The 17094-nt window shown below is 61.1% G+C and carries 17 protein-coding genes; 9 read left to right on the forward strand and 8 right to left on the reverse strand.

Features of this window, described 5'->3' with window-relative positions:
• The first annotated feature begins 32 nt into the window (after positions 1 to 32).
• From mreC to AC2FEE_RS04895, 5 genes are read left to right on the forward strand one after another with little or no spacing between them, the layout of a single operon-like run.
• Complete coding sequence (gene mreC, locus AC2FEE_RS04875) at positions 33 to 935, forward strand: rod shape-determining protein MreC (RefSeq protein ID WP_496863444.1); 903 nt, start codon at positions 33 to 35, stop codon at positions 933 to 935.
• Entirely contained in the window at positions 928 to 1464 is a 537-nt protein-coding gene (locus AC2FEE_RS04880) for a rod shape-determining protein MreD (protein WP_496863445.1), read from the forward strand. The genes mreC and AC2FEE_RS04880 overlap by 8 nt, the downstream gene beginning before the upstream one ends.
• The gene (mrdA, locus tag AC2FEE_RS04885) at positions 1461 to 3410 is read left to right on the forward strand and encodes a penicillin-binding protein 2 (RefSeq protein WP_496863446.1); all 1950 of its coding nucleotides are present in this window, start codon (positions 1461 to 1463) and stop codon (positions 3408 to 3410) included. Before AC2FEE_RS04880 ends, mrdA begins: the two co-directional genes overlap by 4 nt.
• Entirely contained in the window at positions 3407 to 4546 is a 1140-nt protein-coding gene (gene rodA, locus AC2FEE_RS04890; RefSeq protein ID WP_496863448.1) for a rod shape-determining protein RodA, read from the forward strand. The genes mrdA and rodA overlap by 4 nt, the downstream gene beginning before the upstream one ends.
• 15 nt (positions 4547 to 4561) lie before the next feature.
• A complete protein-coding gene (locus AC2FEE_RS04895) occupies positions 4562 to 5494 on the forward strand; it encodes a 2-hydroxyacid dehydrogenase (RefSeq protein ID WP_496863450.1) in 933 nt (310 codons plus the stop codon).
• On the opposite strand, the gene AC2FEE_RS04900 is transcribed toward AC2FEE_RS04895, so the two are convergent.
• From AC2FEE_RS04900 to AC2FEE_RS04925, 6 genes are all read right to left on the reverse strand, one after another.
• Entirely contained in the window at positions 5491 to 7506 is a 2016-nt protein-coding gene (locus tag AC2FEE_RS04900; protein WP_496863452.1) for a M3 family metallopeptidase, read from the reverse strand. The two genes, AC2FEE_RS04895 and AC2FEE_RS04900, sit on opposite strands and share 4 nt — an antisense overlap.
• Positions 7507 to 7563: 57 nt before the next feature.
• Entirely contained in the window at positions 7564 to 8610 is a 1047-nt protein-coding gene (locus AC2FEE_RS04905) for a HesA/MoeB/ThiF family protein (RefSeq protein ID WP_496863454.1), read from the reverse strand.
• Positions 8610 to 9065, reverse strand: a complete 456-nt coding sequence (gene dut, locus AC2FEE_RS04910) for a dUTP diphosphatase (protein ID WP_496863455.1) — start codon at positions 9063 to 9065, stop codon at positions 8610 to 8612. Before dut ends, AC2FEE_RS04905 begins: the two co-directional genes overlap by 1 nt.
• Before the next feature lie 15 nt (positions 9066 to 9080).
• On the reverse strand, positions 9081 to 10277 hold the full coding sequence (gene coaBC / locus AC2FEE_RS04915; RefSeq protein ID WP_496863457.1) for a bifunctional phosphopantothenoylcysteine decarboxylase/phosphopantothenate--cysteine ligase CoaBC: 1197 nt from the start codon (positions 10275 to 10277) through the stop codon (positions 9081 to 9083).
• A 63-nt stretch (positions 10278 to 10340) separates the two neighbouring features.
• A complete protein-coding gene (locus AC2FEE_RS04920) occupies positions 10341 to 11156 on the reverse strand; it encodes a ChaN family lipoprotein (RefSeq protein ID WP_496863459.1) in 816 nt (271 codons plus the stop codon).
• A complete protein-coding gene (locus AC2FEE_RS04925) occupies positions 11153 to 12031 on the reverse strand; it encodes an RNA polymerase factor sigma-32 (RefSeq protein WP_496863461.1) in 879 nt (292 codons plus the stop codon). Before AC2FEE_RS04925 ends, AC2FEE_RS04920 begins: the two co-directional genes overlap by 4 nt.
• A 100-nt stretch (positions 12032 to 12131) precedes the next feature.
• Here AC2FEE_RS04925 and cobU point away from each other — a divergent pair, with 100 nt between their 5' ends.
• The 4 genes from cobU to AC2FEE_RS04945 are packed head-to-tail and all read left to right on the forward strand — an operon-like array spanning position 12132 to position 15731.
• Positions 12132 to 12653, forward strand: coding sequence for a bifunctional adenosylcobinamide kinase/adenosylcobinamide-phosphate guanylyltransferase (gene cobU, locus AC2FEE_RS04930; RefSeq protein WP_496863462.1), 522 nt, complete (start codon positions 12132 to 12134; stop codon positions 12651 to 12653).
• Complete coding sequence (locus AC2FEE_RS04935) at positions 12650 to 13228, forward strand: histidine phosphatase family protein (RefSeq protein ID WP_496863463.1); 579 nt, start codon at positions 12650 to 12652, stop codon at positions 13226 to 13228. Before cobU ends, AC2FEE_RS04935 begins: the two co-directional genes overlap by 4 nt.
• A gap of 58 nt (positions 13229 to 13286) precedes the next feature.
• Positions 13287 to 14171 (forward strand): glutathione S-transferase, encoded by an 885-nt coding sequence (locus AC2FEE_RS04940; protein WP_496863464.1) that lies wholly within the window; start codon positions 13287 to 13289, stop codon positions 14169 to 14171.
• A 45-nt stretch (positions 14172 to 14216) separates the two neighbouring features.
• Positions 14217 to 15731 carry a YifB family Mg chelatase-like AAA ATPase gene (locus AC2FEE_RS04945; protein WP_496863465.1) on the forward strand — a complete coding sequence of 505 codons (1515 nt, stop codon included), beginning with the start codon at positions 14217 to 14219 and terminating at the stop codon, positions 15729 to 15731.
• Here the strand turns inward: AC2FEE_RS04945 and gshB are convergent.
• Positions 15728 to 16660, reverse strand: a complete 933-nt coding sequence (gshB, locus tag AC2FEE_RS04950; protein ID WP_496863467.1) for a glutathione synthase — start codon at positions 16658 to 16660, stop codon at positions 15728 to 15730. The two genes, AC2FEE_RS04945 and gshB, sit on opposite strands and share 4 nt — an antisense overlap.
• A gap of 61 nt (positions 16661 to 16721) precedes the next feature.
• Positions 16722 to 17093, reverse strand: coding sequence for a YraN family protein (locus tag AC2FEE_RS04955; protein ID WP_496863468.1), 372 nt, complete (start codon positions 17091 to 17093; stop codon positions 16722 to 16724).
• Position 17094 lies beyond the last annotated feature (1 nt).

The raw sequence follows: 17094 nt of genomic DNA on the forward strand, positions 1-17094 counted from the left end.
AACTCGGCACGAGCAGCACGGGAAGGAGTCCTGTGGCAAAAGACCGATCACAGCGCGACGAATACACCACCCCCTTGCGCCGCTTGCTACTGGGGATCGTGGTGCTGTGCCTGCTGGGGATCTTTCTGGTCTGGCGTATCGACAGCCCGCGGGTGGAGCGGTTCCGCGCCCAAGTCGTCGACCGGGTCGTGCCGTCAATGGAATGGGCCGTGGTACCGGTCACTGCCGTGGTCAATCTGGCCCGCGATTTCCAAAGCTATCAACGCCTGAGCGAACAGAACCAGGAATTGCGCAGCGAGCTGCGCCTGATGCGGGCCTGGAAAGAGGCCGCGCTGCAGCTTGAGCAGGAAAACGCCCGGCTGCTGGACCTGAACAACGTTCGGCTCGATCCACGCCTGACCTATATCACCGGGGTTGTGATGGCCGACAGCGGCTCTCCGTTCCGGCAGTCGGTTTTGCTAAATGTCGGCGAACGGGACGGCATCACCGATGGCTGGGCCACGATGGACGGGATCGGCGTGGTCGGTCGCATTTCCGGCGTGGGCCCGGACACGGCGCGGGTGATCCTGATGACCGATGCCTCCAGCGCGATCCCTGCGACCATTCAACCTTCGGGCCAAACCGCCCTGATCACGGGCGACAACACTCCGGCCCCCGCCGTCGAGTTTCTTGAAAACCGCGAACTGGTCCGGCCTGGCGACCGTGTCGTGACCTCGGGCGATGGCGGCGTGTTTCCGGCCGGGTTGCTGATCGGACAGATCACAGCCGATCCAGGGGGCCGCCTGCGGGTGCGTTTGTCGGCGGATTTCGAACGGCTCGAATTCCTGCGGGTGCTGCGATATCAATCGGCCCCCACCATTCGGGACCCGGGCAGCATCGTTGGCCCCACACAGCCTGAGGCAGCGCTGCCGCCGGTGGAGGTTGGTGATGGATAGCCAGACTTCACAACTTTGGTCTAAGCGGGGCCTGTACCTGTTTCTGGCCGCGCTGATCCTGTTTCTGCACCTGTTGCCTCTGGATACAAAACCGGATCGCTGGCCCTTTCCGGACTTGCTGATTGCCCTGACCTTTGCATGGGTGATGCGGCGGCCTGAGTTCGTGCCGACCTTACTGGTAGCGATCGTCATGCTGATGGCGGATCTGTTGCTGCAACGCCCGCCCGGCCTGCTGGCGGCGCTGGTGGTCTTGGGGGCTGCTTACCTACGCTCGGCGGCGTTCGGTTTACGGGATTCGGGCTTTGTCGGCGAATGGTCCACCGTCGCCGTGGCAATCACAGCTGTTTTTATGTTGAACCGTGTCATTCTTGCTATTCTGTCTGTGCAACAGGCAGCATTGGGGCCCGTGGTGATCCAAGTCGTCCTGACAATTGCGGTTTATCCTCTAATCGTTCTGCTCAGCCAGAACGGACTCGGTGTGCGGCGCAAATCCACGGCTGAAACCGGCGCATTGGGAGCGCGCGCATGAAGCAACGCAAACCCAAAGCCCAAGGCCTTGCCTATAAACGCCTGCCGCGCCGGGCGCTGGTTTTGGGTGGATTGCAAGCCGCCTTTATCGGCGGGCTGGCCGCCCGGATGCGGTTCATGCAGGTGGATCAGGCTGACGAATACCGCCTGCTGGCCGAGGAAAACCGGATCAATATCCGCCTGATCCCACCGACTCGAGGCCGAATCTATGACCGGAACGGAGAGATCATCAGCCAGAACTCGCCCTCCTACCGGATCGTCATGGTGCGCGAGGATGCAGGCGATGTGGACGAGGTGATCGCCAAACTGTCCCAGTTGATCCCCCTGACCGAGGATGAGATCGACCGGGCCAAGGCCGAAATGCGCCGTTCTGCCCCGTTCCTGCCGGTGACGCTGGCTGATCAGGTCACGTGGGAGGACATCTCGAAGGTCGCCGTTAATGCGCCCGCTTTGCCCGGTGTGATCCCTGAAGTGGGGCAGACCCGGCAATATCCGCGTTACGAAGACTTTGCCCATGTGGTCGGCTATGTCGGCCCGGTCAGCGATTACGACCTCAGTCAGATCGAAGACCCCGAGCCCGTCCTGCGCATCCCCCGGTTCCAGATCGGCAAGGTCGGGCTGGAAGCCAAACAGGAAATCGCCTTGCGCGGCAAGGCCGGAGCAAAACGGGTCGAGGTCAATGCCACCGGCCGCGTGATGCGCGAGCTGGACCGGCAGGAAGGTGAGACTGGGGCTGATCTGCAACTTTCGGTCGATGCCGATCTGCAGCAATATGCACAGGCGCGTCTGGCCGGGGAAAGCGCAGCCGCCGTGGTGATTGATTGCGAAACCGGCGATATCCGCGCCATCAGCTCGGCCCCCAGTTTCGACCCGAACCTGTTCGTGCGTGGCATCTCGGTCGCGGATTACCGGGCGCTGACACAGGACAATTACCGCCCGCTGGCCAACAAGACAGTGCAGGGCACCTACCCGCCAGGCTCGACCTTCAAGATGATCACCGCCATGGCCGCACTTGAGGCCGGGGTGATCGGGCCATCGAATACCGTCTACTGTCCCGGCCACCTGAAAGTGGGCAGCCGCCGCTTCCACTGCTGGAAACGCGGCGGGCATGGTACGGTTGATCTAGAAACCTCGCTAAAGCGCAGCTGTGACGTTTACTATTATGACGTGGCCCTGCGCACTGGCATCGACAAGATCTCCGACATGGCCCGCATTTTCGGACTCGGCGTCAAGCACGACATTCCGATGTCAGCCGTGGCGGCCGGGCTGGCCCCGAACCAGGCCTGGAAACAACGCGTGCACGGGGAAGAGTGGCTGGTTGGCGACACAGCGAATGCCTCGATTGGCCAAGGTTTCATGCTGGCTTCACCGCTGCAACTGGCGATCATGACGGCGCGGATTGCAACAGGCCGGGCGGTATCGCCACGGCTGGTACGCTCTGTGAACGGGATCGAACAGCCCTCGGGCGCGGGGGAACCGCTGGCGGTGAACCGTAACAATCTGGAACAAGTACGTCATGCGATGTTCACGGTCTCGAACAACCGGCGCGGCACGGCTTATCGCAGCCGTATCATCGCGGATGAGTTCCGCATGGCAGGCAAAACCGGCACCAGCCAGGTGCGCAACATCACCAAGGCCGAACGCGCCGCCGGTGTGATCCGTAACGAAGATCTGCCATGGGAACGCCGCGACCACGCGCTGTTCGTCAGCTTTGCGCCTTATGACAACCCGAAATACGCCGTGGCCGTTGTGGTGGAACATGGCGGTGGCGGCTCCAAGGCCGCGGCCCCGGTTGCACGGGACATCATGTTGCAGGCGCTTTACAACGGCACACCCCCGCTTGAAGCCTACCCGGCCGGCGACCGCGACCGCATCAAGGAACAGCAGAAACGGCTTGAGGGCGATCGCCGCCCCAAAGCGCGCCCGTCCGAAAAGGACCGCGCATGAGCTATCTTGAGTATGCCGTCAAATCCACGCCCTCGGGGTTCCGCAAGTTTCTTTATATGAACTGGCCGCTGACCCTGTTGCTGATCAGCGTGGCCAGCGCCGGGTTTCTGATGTTGTATTCGGTGGCGGGTGGATCGTGGGCGCCATGGGCCGAGCCGCAGATGGAACGGTTCGGGCTGGGTCTGGCTGTTATGTTCATTATCGCGCTGGTGCCCATCTGGTTCTGGCGCAACATGTCGGTGCTCGCCTATATCGTATCGATTCTTCTGCTGATCTATGTGGAATTGTTCGGCACGGTCGGTATGGGTGCTCAGCGCTGGATCGACCTGAAATTCATGCGGCTGCAACCCTCGGAACTGATGAAAGTGACGCTGGTGATGCTGCTGGCAGCCTATTACGACTGGTTGCCCTCGCACAAGACTTCGCGGCCTGTCTGGGTGATCGTCCCGGTCCTGCTGATCCTGATCCCAACCTTTCTGGTGCTGCGCCAGCCTGATCTTGGCACATCGATCCTGCTGCTGGCGGCGGGTGGTGGGCTGATGTTTCTGGCCGGTGTTCACTGGACCTATTTCGCCGCCGTCATCGCAGCCGTGGTGGGCCTGATCGCAACGGTGTTCAACAGCCGCGGAACCGACTGGCAATTGCTCAAGGACTACCAGTTCCGCCGGATCGACACCTTCCTCGATCCTTCGACCGATCCGTTGGGCGCGGGGTATCATATCACCCAATCCAAGATCGCGCTGGGGTCCGGTGGCTGGAACGGGCGTGGATTCATGCAAGGCACCCAATCTCGCCTGAACTTCCTGCCCGAGAAACACACCGACTTCATTTTCACCACTCTGGCCGAGGAGTTCGGTTTTGTCGGCGGCATCACCTTGCTGACCCTCTATGGCATGATCCTGGTCTTCTGTCTGGTCACCGCGCTTTCAACCAAGGACCGGTTCTCGTCTCTGGTGACGCTGGGCATCGCGCTGAACTTCTTCCTGTTCTTTGCCGTCAACATGTCGATGGTGATGGGCCTTGCCCCAGTTGTGGGTGTGCCGCTGCCGATGGTCAGCTATGGCGGCTCAGCCATGCTGGTTCTGATGGCCGCCTTCGGCATCGTTCAAAGCGCCCATATCCACCGCCCCCGCTGATCTGAAAGGCCCGCTATGCCCGTGAACATCCTGTTTTCCGCGCGCCCTGCCCTGTGGCCTGTCTACGAGCCACTGCTGACCAAGTACCTGACACAGGCTGGGCTGGACTTTCGCCTTGCCACCGAATTCGAACCGGATCAGGTGGACTATATCGTCTATGCCCCGAACGGAGGCCTGCTGGATTTCACCCCCTACACGCGATTGAAGGCCGTGCTCAGCCTCTGGGCCGGGGTCGAGAAGATCGCGGGCAATGGGACCCTGACCGTCCCGCTGGCGCGGATGGTGGATCACGGCCTGACGCAAGGAATGACAGAATGGGTCGTCGGCCACGTGCTGCGATATCACCTTGGAATGGATCAGCACATTACCGTTCAGGATGGTGCCTGGGCACCTGACGCACCGCCTTTGGCCACCGAACGCCGGGTTTGCATTCTGGGGCTTGGCGCGTTGGGCGAGGCTGCGGCTCGCGCTCTGTCCGCGTTGGACTTTGACGTCATCGGCTGGAGCCGCTCAGCCAAAGAGATTGACGGTGTCACATGCCTGCATGGCGCAGATGGGCTGCACGCGGCCCTGTCGCAGGCCGAGATCGTGGTACTGCTTTTGCCGGACACGCCTGCCACTGCAAACATGCTGAACGCCGAAACCCTGGCTCTGCTTCCTAAAGGCGCGCGCATCATCAACCCGGGCCGGGGGCCGTTGATCGACGATGACGCCCTGTTGCAGGCGCTGAATTCGGGCCAGGTCGATCACGCCACGCTGGATGTGTTCCGGGTCGAGCCTTTGCCTGTGGATCATCCCTATTGGGCGCATCCGAATGTGACGGTGACCCCGCACATCGCTTCAGAAACGCGGCCGGTGACAGCGGCGCAAGTGATTTGTGAGAACATCCGGCGGGGTGAGGAAGGCAAGCCTTTCCTGCACCTCGTCGATCGTGACTTGGGGTACTAAGCGGCGATCAGCCCCCGGCCCTTCAACAAGGCCTCGACCCCCGGCAACCGGCCACGGAAGGCGAGGTATAGCTCCTCGGCCTCACGTGAGCCGCCAGTGGACAGGATGTGCTCCTCCAGCGCCTTAGCTCGTTCTGGATCGAATGCGCCGCTTGCCTCTTCGAACGCCGCAAACGCGTCGGCATCCATCACCTCGGACCACATGTAGCTGTAGTAGCCCGAGCTATATCCGTCGCCCGCAAATACATGCGCAAAGTGCGGCGTCGCATGGCGCATTCCGATGGCCTGCGGCATACCGATCCCGGCCAGCACCTCCGCCTGTTTCGCCATTGGATCGGCCGGAGCCGCACCGTCATGGAACGCCAGATCGACCAGCGCCGAGGCGACGTATTCCACCGTTTGGAACCCCTGATCGAAATTGGCGGCCTTCAGCACTTTCTCCAGCATCTCCTGCGGCATTGCCTCTCCGGTCTCGGCATGAGTTGCGAACTCGGCCAGAACCTCAGGGACCTCCAGCCAGTGTTCGTAAAGTTGACTGGGCAGTTCCACGAAATCCCGCGCAACCGACGTGCCCGAGATGCTTTCATAGGTCACATTTGACAGCATCTGGTGCAGTGCGTGGCCAAATTCATGGAACAACGTGCGCGCATCGTCATAAGACAACAGCGCCGGATCGCCCTTGGCGAAGTTGCAGACATTGATCACGACAGGCGCCTGCACCTTCGGGAACTTTGCCTGCGACCGCATCGCGCTACACCACGCACCCGAGCGTTTCGATCCCCGCGCGAAGTAATCGCCGATGAACACGGCTATATGCTGCCCATTGCGCGTAACCTCCCACGCGCGACAATCCGGGTGATAGAGCGGTACATCCAGCGGTGCGAACTCCAGCCCGAACAGGCGATTGGCGCAAGCAAAGGACGCCTCGATCATACGGTCCAGCTGCAGGTAGGGCTTCAGCGCCGCCTCATCCAGATCATGTTCAGCCTTGCGGCGTTTCTCGGCGTAGTAGCGCCAGTCCCAAGCCTCCAGCGGACCATTGACGCCATCCGCCTGCATCATCTGCGTCAGGGTTTTCGCATCCGCGTCAGCGCGGGTCTTGGCGGGTTCCCACACCTGCATTAACAAGTCACGAACCTTGTCGGGCGTGCGGGCCATTTCGGTTTCCAGCTTGTAGGCCGCGAAACTCTCATAGCCCAGTAGCTTGGCACGTTCTTCGCGCAGATGCAGGATTTCTGCGGCACTCTCGCGGTTGTCGGTCTCACCTCCATTTGCCCCCCGTGTGGTCCAGGCGCGATAGGCCTTTTCCCGCAGGTCTCGGCGAGGCGAGAATTGCAGGAAGGGCACAATCAGAGAACGGGACAAGGTCATAACCGGACCAACAGCCCCCTTTTCCTGCCCGGCCGCACGGGCCGCATCCACGACAAAATCCGGCAGGCCCTCCAGATCGTCCTCGGACAGATCCATGTACCAATCACGTTCATCGGCCAGCAGGTTTTGCGTAAACGAGGTCCCCAATGAGGCCAACCGCGCCTTGATCTCTTGCATCCGCGCGTCTTCGTCGCCCTCAAGCGCCGCACCTGCCCGCACGAATCCCCGATGGGTCAGCATCAACACGCGCTGTTGTTCGTCGGTCAGACCCAACTCGTCATTGCGCGACCACAGATCGGCCACGCGCTGAAACAGCGCCTTGTTCGACGAAATCCCCGAGAAATGCGCGGCCAGCTTGGGAGAGAACGCGCGCTGCAACTCCTCGCGCGCCGGGTTGCTGTCCGCCCCGGCGACGGTGAAGAACACCGACAGAACCTTGTCCATTTCGTCACCCGCAGCTTCAAGAGCCTCGATCGTGTTGGCAAAGGTGGGGGTGTCCGGGTTATCCGCAATCGCGTCGATCTGAGCGTTATGGGCCCGCATCGCCTGATCCAGAGCGGGAGCGAAATCGTCATCCGCAATATCGGCAAAGGGTGCGATTTCAAACTGCGTGGTCCAGTCGGACAGGATCGGATTGGTCATGCGTGTCTCCTTTGACCACAGAGTTAGGAACGGCAGGCCGGATGATCCAGAGCGGGATTACGCCCCCGATCCACAAATCGGACAATCGGCACGACGGGACAGAGTAATCTTGCGGCTTTCGCCATAAAGCGCGTCATATATCAGCATCTCGCCACGCAGGGCCTGCCCGGCCCCGGTGATCACCTTGATCGCCTCAACCGCCATCATCGAACCCACAACGCCGGGCAGCGGGCCAATCACGCCGGCTTCAGCGCAAGAGGGCGCCAGACCTGGGGCCGGAGCCTCGGGGAAAATACACTGATAGCAGGGCGCGCCATTGGCGGGGTCAAAGACACTCAGCTGCCCTTCCCATTGCGACAAAGCGCCTGAAATAAGGGGTTTGCCCAATGCTGTCGCCGTGCGATTGGCCAGATAGCGTGTGTCGAAATTATCGGTGCCGTCGAGGATCAGATCGAAGTCGGCAAAAAGGTCATGGGCGATCTCTTCGTTCAGGCGGCGGTGATAGGGCAGAACCGTGGCATTGGGGTTCTGCGCCTCCATCGCCTGCTGCGCAGAAAAGACTTTGGGCATCCCGATATCGGCGTCTCGGTGAATCACCTGCCGTTGCAGGTTGGCGTTTTCGACCTCATCATCGTCGATCACGCCGATGGTACCCACTCCGGCAGCGGCGAGATATTGCAACGCAGGCGCGCCCAGGCCCCCGGCGCCGATGACCAGCACACGGGCCTTCTTCATCTTTTTCTGACCGGGTCCACCCAGTTCTCGCAGGACGATGTGGCGGGCGTAACGTTCCAGTTCGGTCTCAGAGAATTGGTCGGATGGCATCGTGGGCTCCTTGGTGGCGGCAGGTGCTGCGCGGTTTCTCAGCGCTTTCAGCACCCTTCCGTAAACCAGAACCAGAATGGCCGTGCCACCCAAGATCAGCCACAGCGCCGCAGAGCCGCCAGTCGCCTCACGCAACGGATGGCCATCTGGCAGAACCAGCTGGGCCGTAATCACGCCCAGCAGCAGAACCCCGACCGAGGTCATACGAGCCGCCCTGGACACTCCGGCCAGGTAGCCGATCCCCCAGAGACCCGCAGCCAGGATCAGGACCAGCAACATCAGCCGCGCCCGGTCGAGCCGAAGCCACCTGCGCCGCGCACCGTGTCGCTGAGTGCCGCCACCGGCTCGAACACTGCCTGCACTACGGGGGCGACGACCAGTTGGGCAATGCGTTCGCCATGGGTGACTTCGAACGTCTCTTGCCCGGCGTTCAAGACGATCACGCCCAGCGGGCCGCGATAGTCACTGTCGATCGTACCCGGAGTGTTTGGCAGGGTGATGCCATGTTTCAGGGCCAGACCCGAGCGGGGTCGAACCTGAACCTCAAACCCCTGCGGAATCTCGATACGCAGGCCCGTTGGCACCAGCGCGCGTTGCCCCGGTTCAAGCATGATCGAGGCCCGGTCCGGCAAATTCGCCCGCACGTCGGCACCAGCCGCCCCGGTGGATTCATACGACGGCAGGGGGACCGACGGATCAGATCCTTCCTCTCGGATCACACGAATTGCAACCATCACTGCTCCTTTGATTTAGCTGGTCAGCACATCGGCGATCTTACGCGCCAGACGCTTGGCCACCGCATCCTTGCCCATGCGCGGCCATTCTTCGGCACCGTCGTCCGAGATCAGGATAACGGCATTTTCCGATCCGCCCATGATCCCCGTTGCCGGGCTGACATCATTGGCCACGATCCAGTCACAACCCTTGCGTGCCCGTTTGGCGGTGGCGTGTTCGATCACGTTATCCGTCTCAGCCGCGAACCCAACGATCAGGGCCGGGCGGCCGGTGTCCATATGCGAGACACGTTTCAGGATGTCAGGGTTTTCGGCAAACTCCAGCACAGGCAGCCCGTCGCGGCTTTTCTTCAATTTCTTGTCCGAGGCACTGGAAACGCGCCAATCGGCAACCGCTGCTGCAAACACGCCCGCGTCCACGGGCAGTGCGGCATCCACCGCGTCAGACATTTGCTGGGCGGTCTCCACCGGCACGACCCGCACCCCGTCGGGCGGCGGCACATCTGCGGGACCAGTCACAAACACCACCTCGGCCCCCAGCGCGGCCAGCGCCCGGGCCACCGCTGCGCCCTGCGCCCCCGAGGAACGATTAGCGATGTAACGCACCGGGTCGATGGGTTCCTGCGTCGGGCCCGAGGTTACAAGCACACGCTTGCCGTTCAGCGGACCATCGCCCAACTCCAACTCAATCGCAGCAACAATCTCCAGCGGTTCCGACATACGGCCGGGACCGTATTCGCCGCAGGCCATATCGCCCTCATTCGGACCAACAAAACGAACACCATCCGCCTGCAATTGTTTCAGGTTGCGCTGCGTAGCAGGGTGATCCCACATCCGCACATTCATAGCTGGTGCACACAGAACCGGCGTATCGGTCGCCATCAGCAGGGTCGAGGCCAGATCATTTGCGAGCCCTCCGGCCATCTTCCCCATCAAATCAGCAGTCGCCGGGGCCACAACGATCAGATCAGCCGAACGGGACAATTGAATGTGTCCCATCTCGGCCTCATCCGTCAGGTCAAACAGATCGCGGTAAACCTTTTCTCCGGCCAGAGCCGAAACCGACAGCGGCGTCACGAATTCCTCTGCCGCGCGGGTTAACACGGGCGTCACGGTCGCGCCGCGTTCCCGCAAACGGCGGATCAGGTCCAGCGACTTATACGCCGCGATCCCGCCGCCGATGGTCAGCAGAATGCGTTTCGATGCCAGCATGTTGAGCCCTTCCCGTCCCGGTCGGCCCCGACATTAGGCAAGCGGGCCGGACAGTTCCAGCGGTTAATTCTGAGTTTCAAACGCCAGGCACGGGTCTTCGCGCTCAACACTTGGGCTGTCGATCACCGCGTCGAATTCCCCGTTCACTAACCCGTCCTCCGATTGGCCCAGCACAAACACTTTCAACCCCGGGCGCATACGTGTCAGAAAAGTCGGAATGCCCCGGTCCTTGCGAGCGTGGCCATTACCCGTGATCACCGCGACCGGTCCGCCGGTTTCATCCGTCGCGCGCAGGATGGCACGAGTCAGCACCGCATCGCGCAGCCGTTGAATGGCGACCAACTGCGGCAAGGCACTTTCCGGGATCGCATTGCAATGAGCGGCCAATTGATCGGCCTCACGTGCCGCCTGTTCCTCGGCTGGCAACGGAACGGTCAGGCCATAACGCGCCGCATCCGCGCCCAGGGCGGTGGCCGCGCCCCGCTCCATCGCGGCACGGGCGGCGGCGCGCGGAACCATGGCGCCATATACTGGCGCATCCGAGGCCTGAAAGACCGGGTAATACATGCTGAGTGGCGGCCAGCCGGTTTCAATCCACTTTAGAATACGCGCAAGCTCCTCAGGGTCGGATACAGCCTTGTCCGCAAGACGCTGCGCGCCTTCCTCGGTCACCATCTCCCATACAACGGCTGATGGTTTTATGGCCTTCAATGCCTCGGCCTGAATAACATGGTGCTGAGGGTTGTCGTGAATCTCACCCAGAATGATCACATCCGCCGCAGTCATTGCGGCCAGAACATCATCCGATATCAGATTTTCTGCATGGCCAGGTCGGGCCATAACCACAAGTGCACAAAGCAGAATCGCAAGTTGTCTCATGCGATGAAGTGTTGCACCTCACGCGATTGAGCTTCAAGGTTCTTGCGCATTTTCACGAAGGCCGCGGCCTCAAGCTGACGCACACGTTCCTTGGACAGGCCAAGCTCCTGCCCCAAACTTTCCAGCGTGCGGGCCGGTTCACGCAGCTTGCGTTCGCGCACGATAAAGCGTTCGCGATCGTTCAGAGCCTGCATGGCCGTCACCAGCCATTCGCGCAGCTGTTCGGTGTCATGGTTATTCTCGACCGTCTCGGCGGCCTGAACACGGTCATCTTCCAGCGCGTCGATCCACTCGCGCCCGTCCTCATCAGCCGACTGCACTGCGTTCAGCGAAAAATCGGACCCGGACAACCGGCCCTCCATCATCTCAACGTCGCGCAGGGGGACGCCGATCTCGGCAGCTATCATCTGGTGCAATTGGTGGCGATCCAAATCCATCCCCTCGGTCGCAGCTTCGCGTTCAAGACGCGCCTGAACCCGGCGCATGTTGAAGAACAAGGATTTCTGGGACGAAGTAGATCCGGTTCGCACCATCGACCAATTGCGCATCACGTAATCCTGAATGCTGGCCTTGATCCACCAAACCGCATAGGTCGAAAAACGCACCCCGCGGTCAGGGTCGAACTTGTCGGCGGCTTTCATCAGGCCCAATCCGGCTTCCTGGATCAGATCGTTCATCGGCGCACCATAGCGTTTGAACTTGGCCGCCATGGAAATCGCCAACCGCATATAGGCCGTGATCAACCGGTGCAGTGCCTGTTCGTCGCGATCATCACGCCACGCATAGGCCAGTTTCAGTTCGGTCTCCGCGTCCAGCAGTTCGGCCTTCATCGCTTGCCGGGACATCGAAAAATCGTTCGCATTGTCCAGTGCCATGGAAATCTCCCCTTTTCACAGGCGCGGGCCGGGCTTGCCTTGCCGACCTAGGGTCGATACGCAGAACAAAACCGGGTGGATCACATGAAAGGTAATTATAGTGTATCCGGATTTAACCTTTGTGTTGGGCGGAGCGGCCTCAGGAAAGTCGGCGTTTGCCGAGCAACTTGTTGTTTCATCAGGAAAAAGTCGGATATATCTCGCAACATCACAAGTGTTTGATGACGAGATGCGCGATAAGATCCGACGCCATATCGCCCAACGGGGCGCAGGTTGGGCGACTTTGGAAGCGCCATACGATCTGGGGCCCGTTCTGGCCGAGCTGACCCCGGACAATGTCTGTTTGATCGACTGTGCCACGATGTGGCTGACCAACCATCTGCTGGCCGAAAATGATTTGGATCGGGTACAAACGGATCTGTTGCAGGCGCTGAAATCCTGCCGCGCTGCAGTTGTCATCGTCTCGAACGAGGTCGGCCATGGCATCGTCCCCGACAACGCCCTGTCCCGCCGGTTCCGCGAAACCCAGGGACGACTGAACATTGCGCTGGCGGCACAGGCCGATCTCGTCGTGCAGGTCACCGCAGGGCTTCCTCTGGTGCTGAAAGGGCAATTGCCGTGACTCGGCTGCATCTTGTCCGCCACGGGCCGACTCATGCGAAAACCATGGTTGGCTGGTCCGACCTGCCTGCGGACCTCAGCGATCAGGCGGCAATCGCGCGGCTGCATGATCACCTCCCGGTCGAGGCTCTGGTGATCTCGTCTGACCTGTCCCGCGCTGCGGATACCGCCTCGGCCATTCAGGGCGCCCGCCAGCGCCTACCGCATCACCGTGACCTACGCGAGATTCATTTCGGCACGTGGGAACTGCGCGGTTTCAAGGAAATCGAGGCCGAAGACCCCGACCTTGCCTTTGCCTACTGGGACAACCCCGGCGACGTGCGTCCGCCCAAAGGCGAAAGCTGGAATGAGGTTCGGACCCGTGTAGATGCCATAATCGATCGGCTGATCAGCGACCACGCCGGGCGCGATCTGATCATCGTGGCCCATTTCGGTGTGATCCTGACGCAAGTGCAGCGCGCGCTTGGGGTTGATGCGCAAGAGACGTTCAGCCACCGGATCGACAACCTCTCGGTCACTGAAATCACCCATTTTGGCGACCGCTGGTCGGTTGGGCGGATCAATCACCTCCCGTGATCACACCCCGCACAAATCACTGATTTACGGAACGGTCCAGCCGCGCCATCGTAGCGGCATGACCTATGATTTGTTTATCGGAGACCGTCTGTTTTCCAGCTGGTCCATGCGCGGCTGGCTGATGCTGGAAAAGTTCGGCCTGCCCTATCGAAGCCACATGATCGGCCTCTATTCCGGAACCATGGCCGAAGATATGAAACCCCTTGCGCCAGCCCGCCTTGTACCCGCCCTGCGCCTGCCTGACGGAACGGTCGTTGGTGAAAGCCTCGCGATGGCCGAGGCATTGGCCGAACGACATCCCGAGGCCGGGTTGTGGCCCGCGGACCCCGCAGCCCGTGCAACCGCACGGTGGCTCTGCGCCGAGATGGTGGCCGGGTTCAGTGCTTTGCGCGCGGAATGCGCGATGCAGTTGAAGCACTGCTGGCAGGGGTTTGCCCCGTCACCTGAGGCATTGAATGATCTGGAACGGATCGAAACCTTGTGGGCTCACGCCCGCACAGTGTCCGGTGCCGGGTCTGGGCCTTTGTTCGGCGACTATTCTCTGGCCGACGTCTTCTATACTCCGGTGGCTGCGCGGATCATCGGGTATGGCCTGCCGGTCTCCGAGGCGAGCAGAGACTATTGCTTGGGCCTGTTGTCTGACCCCGCAACAAGGCAATGGCGTGCTATGGGACTGACGGTAAGCTATGAGCCGTTCCCATACGACCTGAATCTGTCGACGCAGGCCTGGCCTGTCGGAGCGAGCACTGACGCGAAGGCTGTGGATAACGGACCATCTCTCAACGAGTTTTGCCCCTATTCCGGCAAAGCGGTCACGCATTTTTTGGAGTTGAACGGGCAGCGTTGGGGTTTCTGCAACCGGTTCTGCCGCGACAAAACTGTCGCAGATCCGGGGGCCTGGCCAAAATTTACCGCAATGACGGATGCCGTTAACGATTCTTAAACCGCGATCATGGCAGCAACGACCTGTTAACCAAAAAGGTCGTTCATGGTCGCCCGTTCCCATACTGTCGCTTTCCAAGGGGTCGATGCCCGCCCGGTCGAGGTGCAATGCGCCGTCTCGCCGGGCCTGCCCGCATTTTCCATCGTCGGCCTGCCCGACAAGGCTGTCTCTGAAGCCCGCGACCGCGTCCGCAGTGCGCTCGGTTCAATGGCCATCGCACTGCCATCGAAACGGATCACCATCAATCTCTCACCCGCCGACCTGCCGAAAGAGGGCAGTCACTTCGACCTGCCCATTGCGGTGGCCTTGCTGTCCGCGCTGGAGATCATACCGTCCGATGCCGCCGAAGGGGCGGTTTCTCTGGGTGAGTTATCTCTGGACGGCTCGCTGGTGCCTGTCGTAGGCGCCCTGCCCGCCGCCATGACCGCCGCCGCCGAGGATCGCACGTTGCTGTGCCCACGCGCGTCCAGCGCTGAGGCCGCGTGGGTAGATGCCACGCAAGTGATCGGTGCCGGTTCATTGGGAGATGTGGTGCGCCATTTCTCGGGCCAGTCACCTTTGCCAGCCGCCCAACCCGGTGAAGTAAACCTTGCACCTAACGCCCGCGATCTGCGCGATGTGAAAGGACAGGAACGGGCCAAACGCGCGTTGGAGATCGCTGCCGCCGGGCGCCACCACCTGATCATGATCGGAACGCCTGGGTCGGGTAAATCCATGCTGGCCGCGCGTTTGCCCGGTATCCTGCCACCGCTGACCCCGACCGAAGCATTGGAAACCTCAATGATCCAATCCCTGTGCGGGTTGTTGGACGAAGGCGGCATCAGTCGTACCCGACCGTTTCGCGAGCCCCACCATACGGCGTCGATGGCCGCTATCGTTGGGGGTGGCAAGGGCGCAAAACCGGGTGAGATTTCGCTGGCCCATAACGGCGTGTTGTTCATGGATGAATTCCCCGAATTCCCGCGCACCGTCCTTGAAACCCTTCGACAACCGATTGAAACAGGCGAGGTCATGGTCGCCCGCGCCAATGCTCATGTGAAATATCCTTGCCGGTTCATGTTGGTAGCTGCTGCTAACCCGTGCAAATGCGGATACCTGACGGACCCGGCCCGCGCCTGTTCGCGCGCGCCTGTGTGTGGCGAGGATTACCTGGGGCGGATTTCCGGCCCGTTGATGGACCGGTTTGATCTGCGGATCGAGGTGCCTCCGGTGGGGTTCACCGATCTCGACTTGCCACCAACTGGCGACAGCTCGTCCATCGTTGCCGCGCGGGTCGATGCCGCGCGTGCTATTCAGGCGGAGCGGTTCAGCGAGACACCGGGAACCCGCCAGAACGCGGATGTAGAGGGTAACGTGCTGGAAGAAATCGCCGCCCCTGATGCCGAAGGCAAAGAATTATTGCTGAAAGCGGCCGAACGGTTCGGCCTGTCGGCCCGCGCATTTCACCGCATCCTGCGCGTGTCGCGCACGATTGCCGATCTGGATGGCGCACCGGATGTCCGGCGCGCCCATGTCGCCGAGGCGCTGAGCTTTCGCATCAGCGCCAAGGTCGCGTCTTAAAGCTTGGCCTCGATCGCCTGCCAGATCTTTTCGGCGATGTTCACGCCGTCAAACCGCTCGAGCTCCTGAATGCCGGTTGGTGAGGTTACGTTGATCTCGGTCAGGTAGTCGCCGATCACGTCAATCCCGACAAAGACCTGCCCTTTTTCCTTCAGCAGAGGGCCAATCGCGGCGCAAATCTCAAGATCCCGTTCAGACAGGCCGATCTTTTCCGGCCTGCCGCCAACATGCATGTTCGAGCGTGTTTCACCCTTGGCTGGCACACGGTTGATCGCGCCGACAGGCTCTCCATCAACCAGGATCACCCGTTTGTCGCCATTGCTGACATCAGGCAGAAATTTCTGAACAATCAGCGGCTCGCGCGAGAACCCGGTGAACAACTCGTGCAGCGAGGTCAGATTGCGGTCATTCGCATCCAGCCGGAACACGCCCGCACCGCCATTGCCATAAAGCGGCTTGAGGATGACATCGCCATGCTTTTCCTTGAACGCCTTGATGGTCTGAAGGTCGCGCGCAATCGTGGTCGGCGGTGTCAGGTCGGGGAAATCCAGAACCAGCAGTTTCTCGGGGTAGTTGCGCACCCAGAACGGGTCGTTGATCACCAGCGCCTGCCCTTTCAGACGATCCAGCAGGTGGGTCGACGTGATGTAGTGCATGTCGAACGGCGGGTCCTGACGCAGCCAGATCACGTCGAAATCTGCCAGATCAACCTCACGTTCCAGGCCGAGCTCAGCCGGGTAACCTGCCACGCGCTGAACGGTCATATCATGACCGCGCGCGGTGATCCGCCCTTGCTGATAAGCCAGCTGGTCGGGCCCGTAAAAAAACAGCGTGTGCCCGCGCGCCTGTGCCTCTTCGGCCAGACGGAATGAGCTGTCTGCATTGATATCCACGGCCCCGATCGGGTCCATCTGAAAGGCGATTTTCATGGCGTGTCCCTCAGTTTCACGCCCGATACATGGCCCAGCGGCGCCATGGGTTCAATGGGGGTCAGGCCTGACCAAAGGCGTTTTCGATGATTTGAACAGCGCCCGAGGCGTCCACAAGCGCAGCGTCGAAACGGGCATTGGTCATTTGCCCGCCCGGTTCAGTTTCCAGAAACTGAGCGGCAGAGGCGTAAATCCGGTCCATCTGACGGCGGTTGATCCGGGCTGCGGCCATCTCGAAACTGGTGCTTTTCTTGACTTCGATGAAAACGACGCCTTCTGCGTTGCGGGCGATCAGGTCGATCTCACCCCCAGCGCCACGCCAACGACGATACGCGATTGAAAACCCGCGCCGCTCATAGTCGGATGCAACCTGCTGCTCCGCCGCCTGTCCGGCGTGATAGGAAACCGAACTTCGAACGGATCGCGCGGTCATG

It is taken from the genome of Ruegeria sp. YTSC199 (assembly GCF_059609725.1).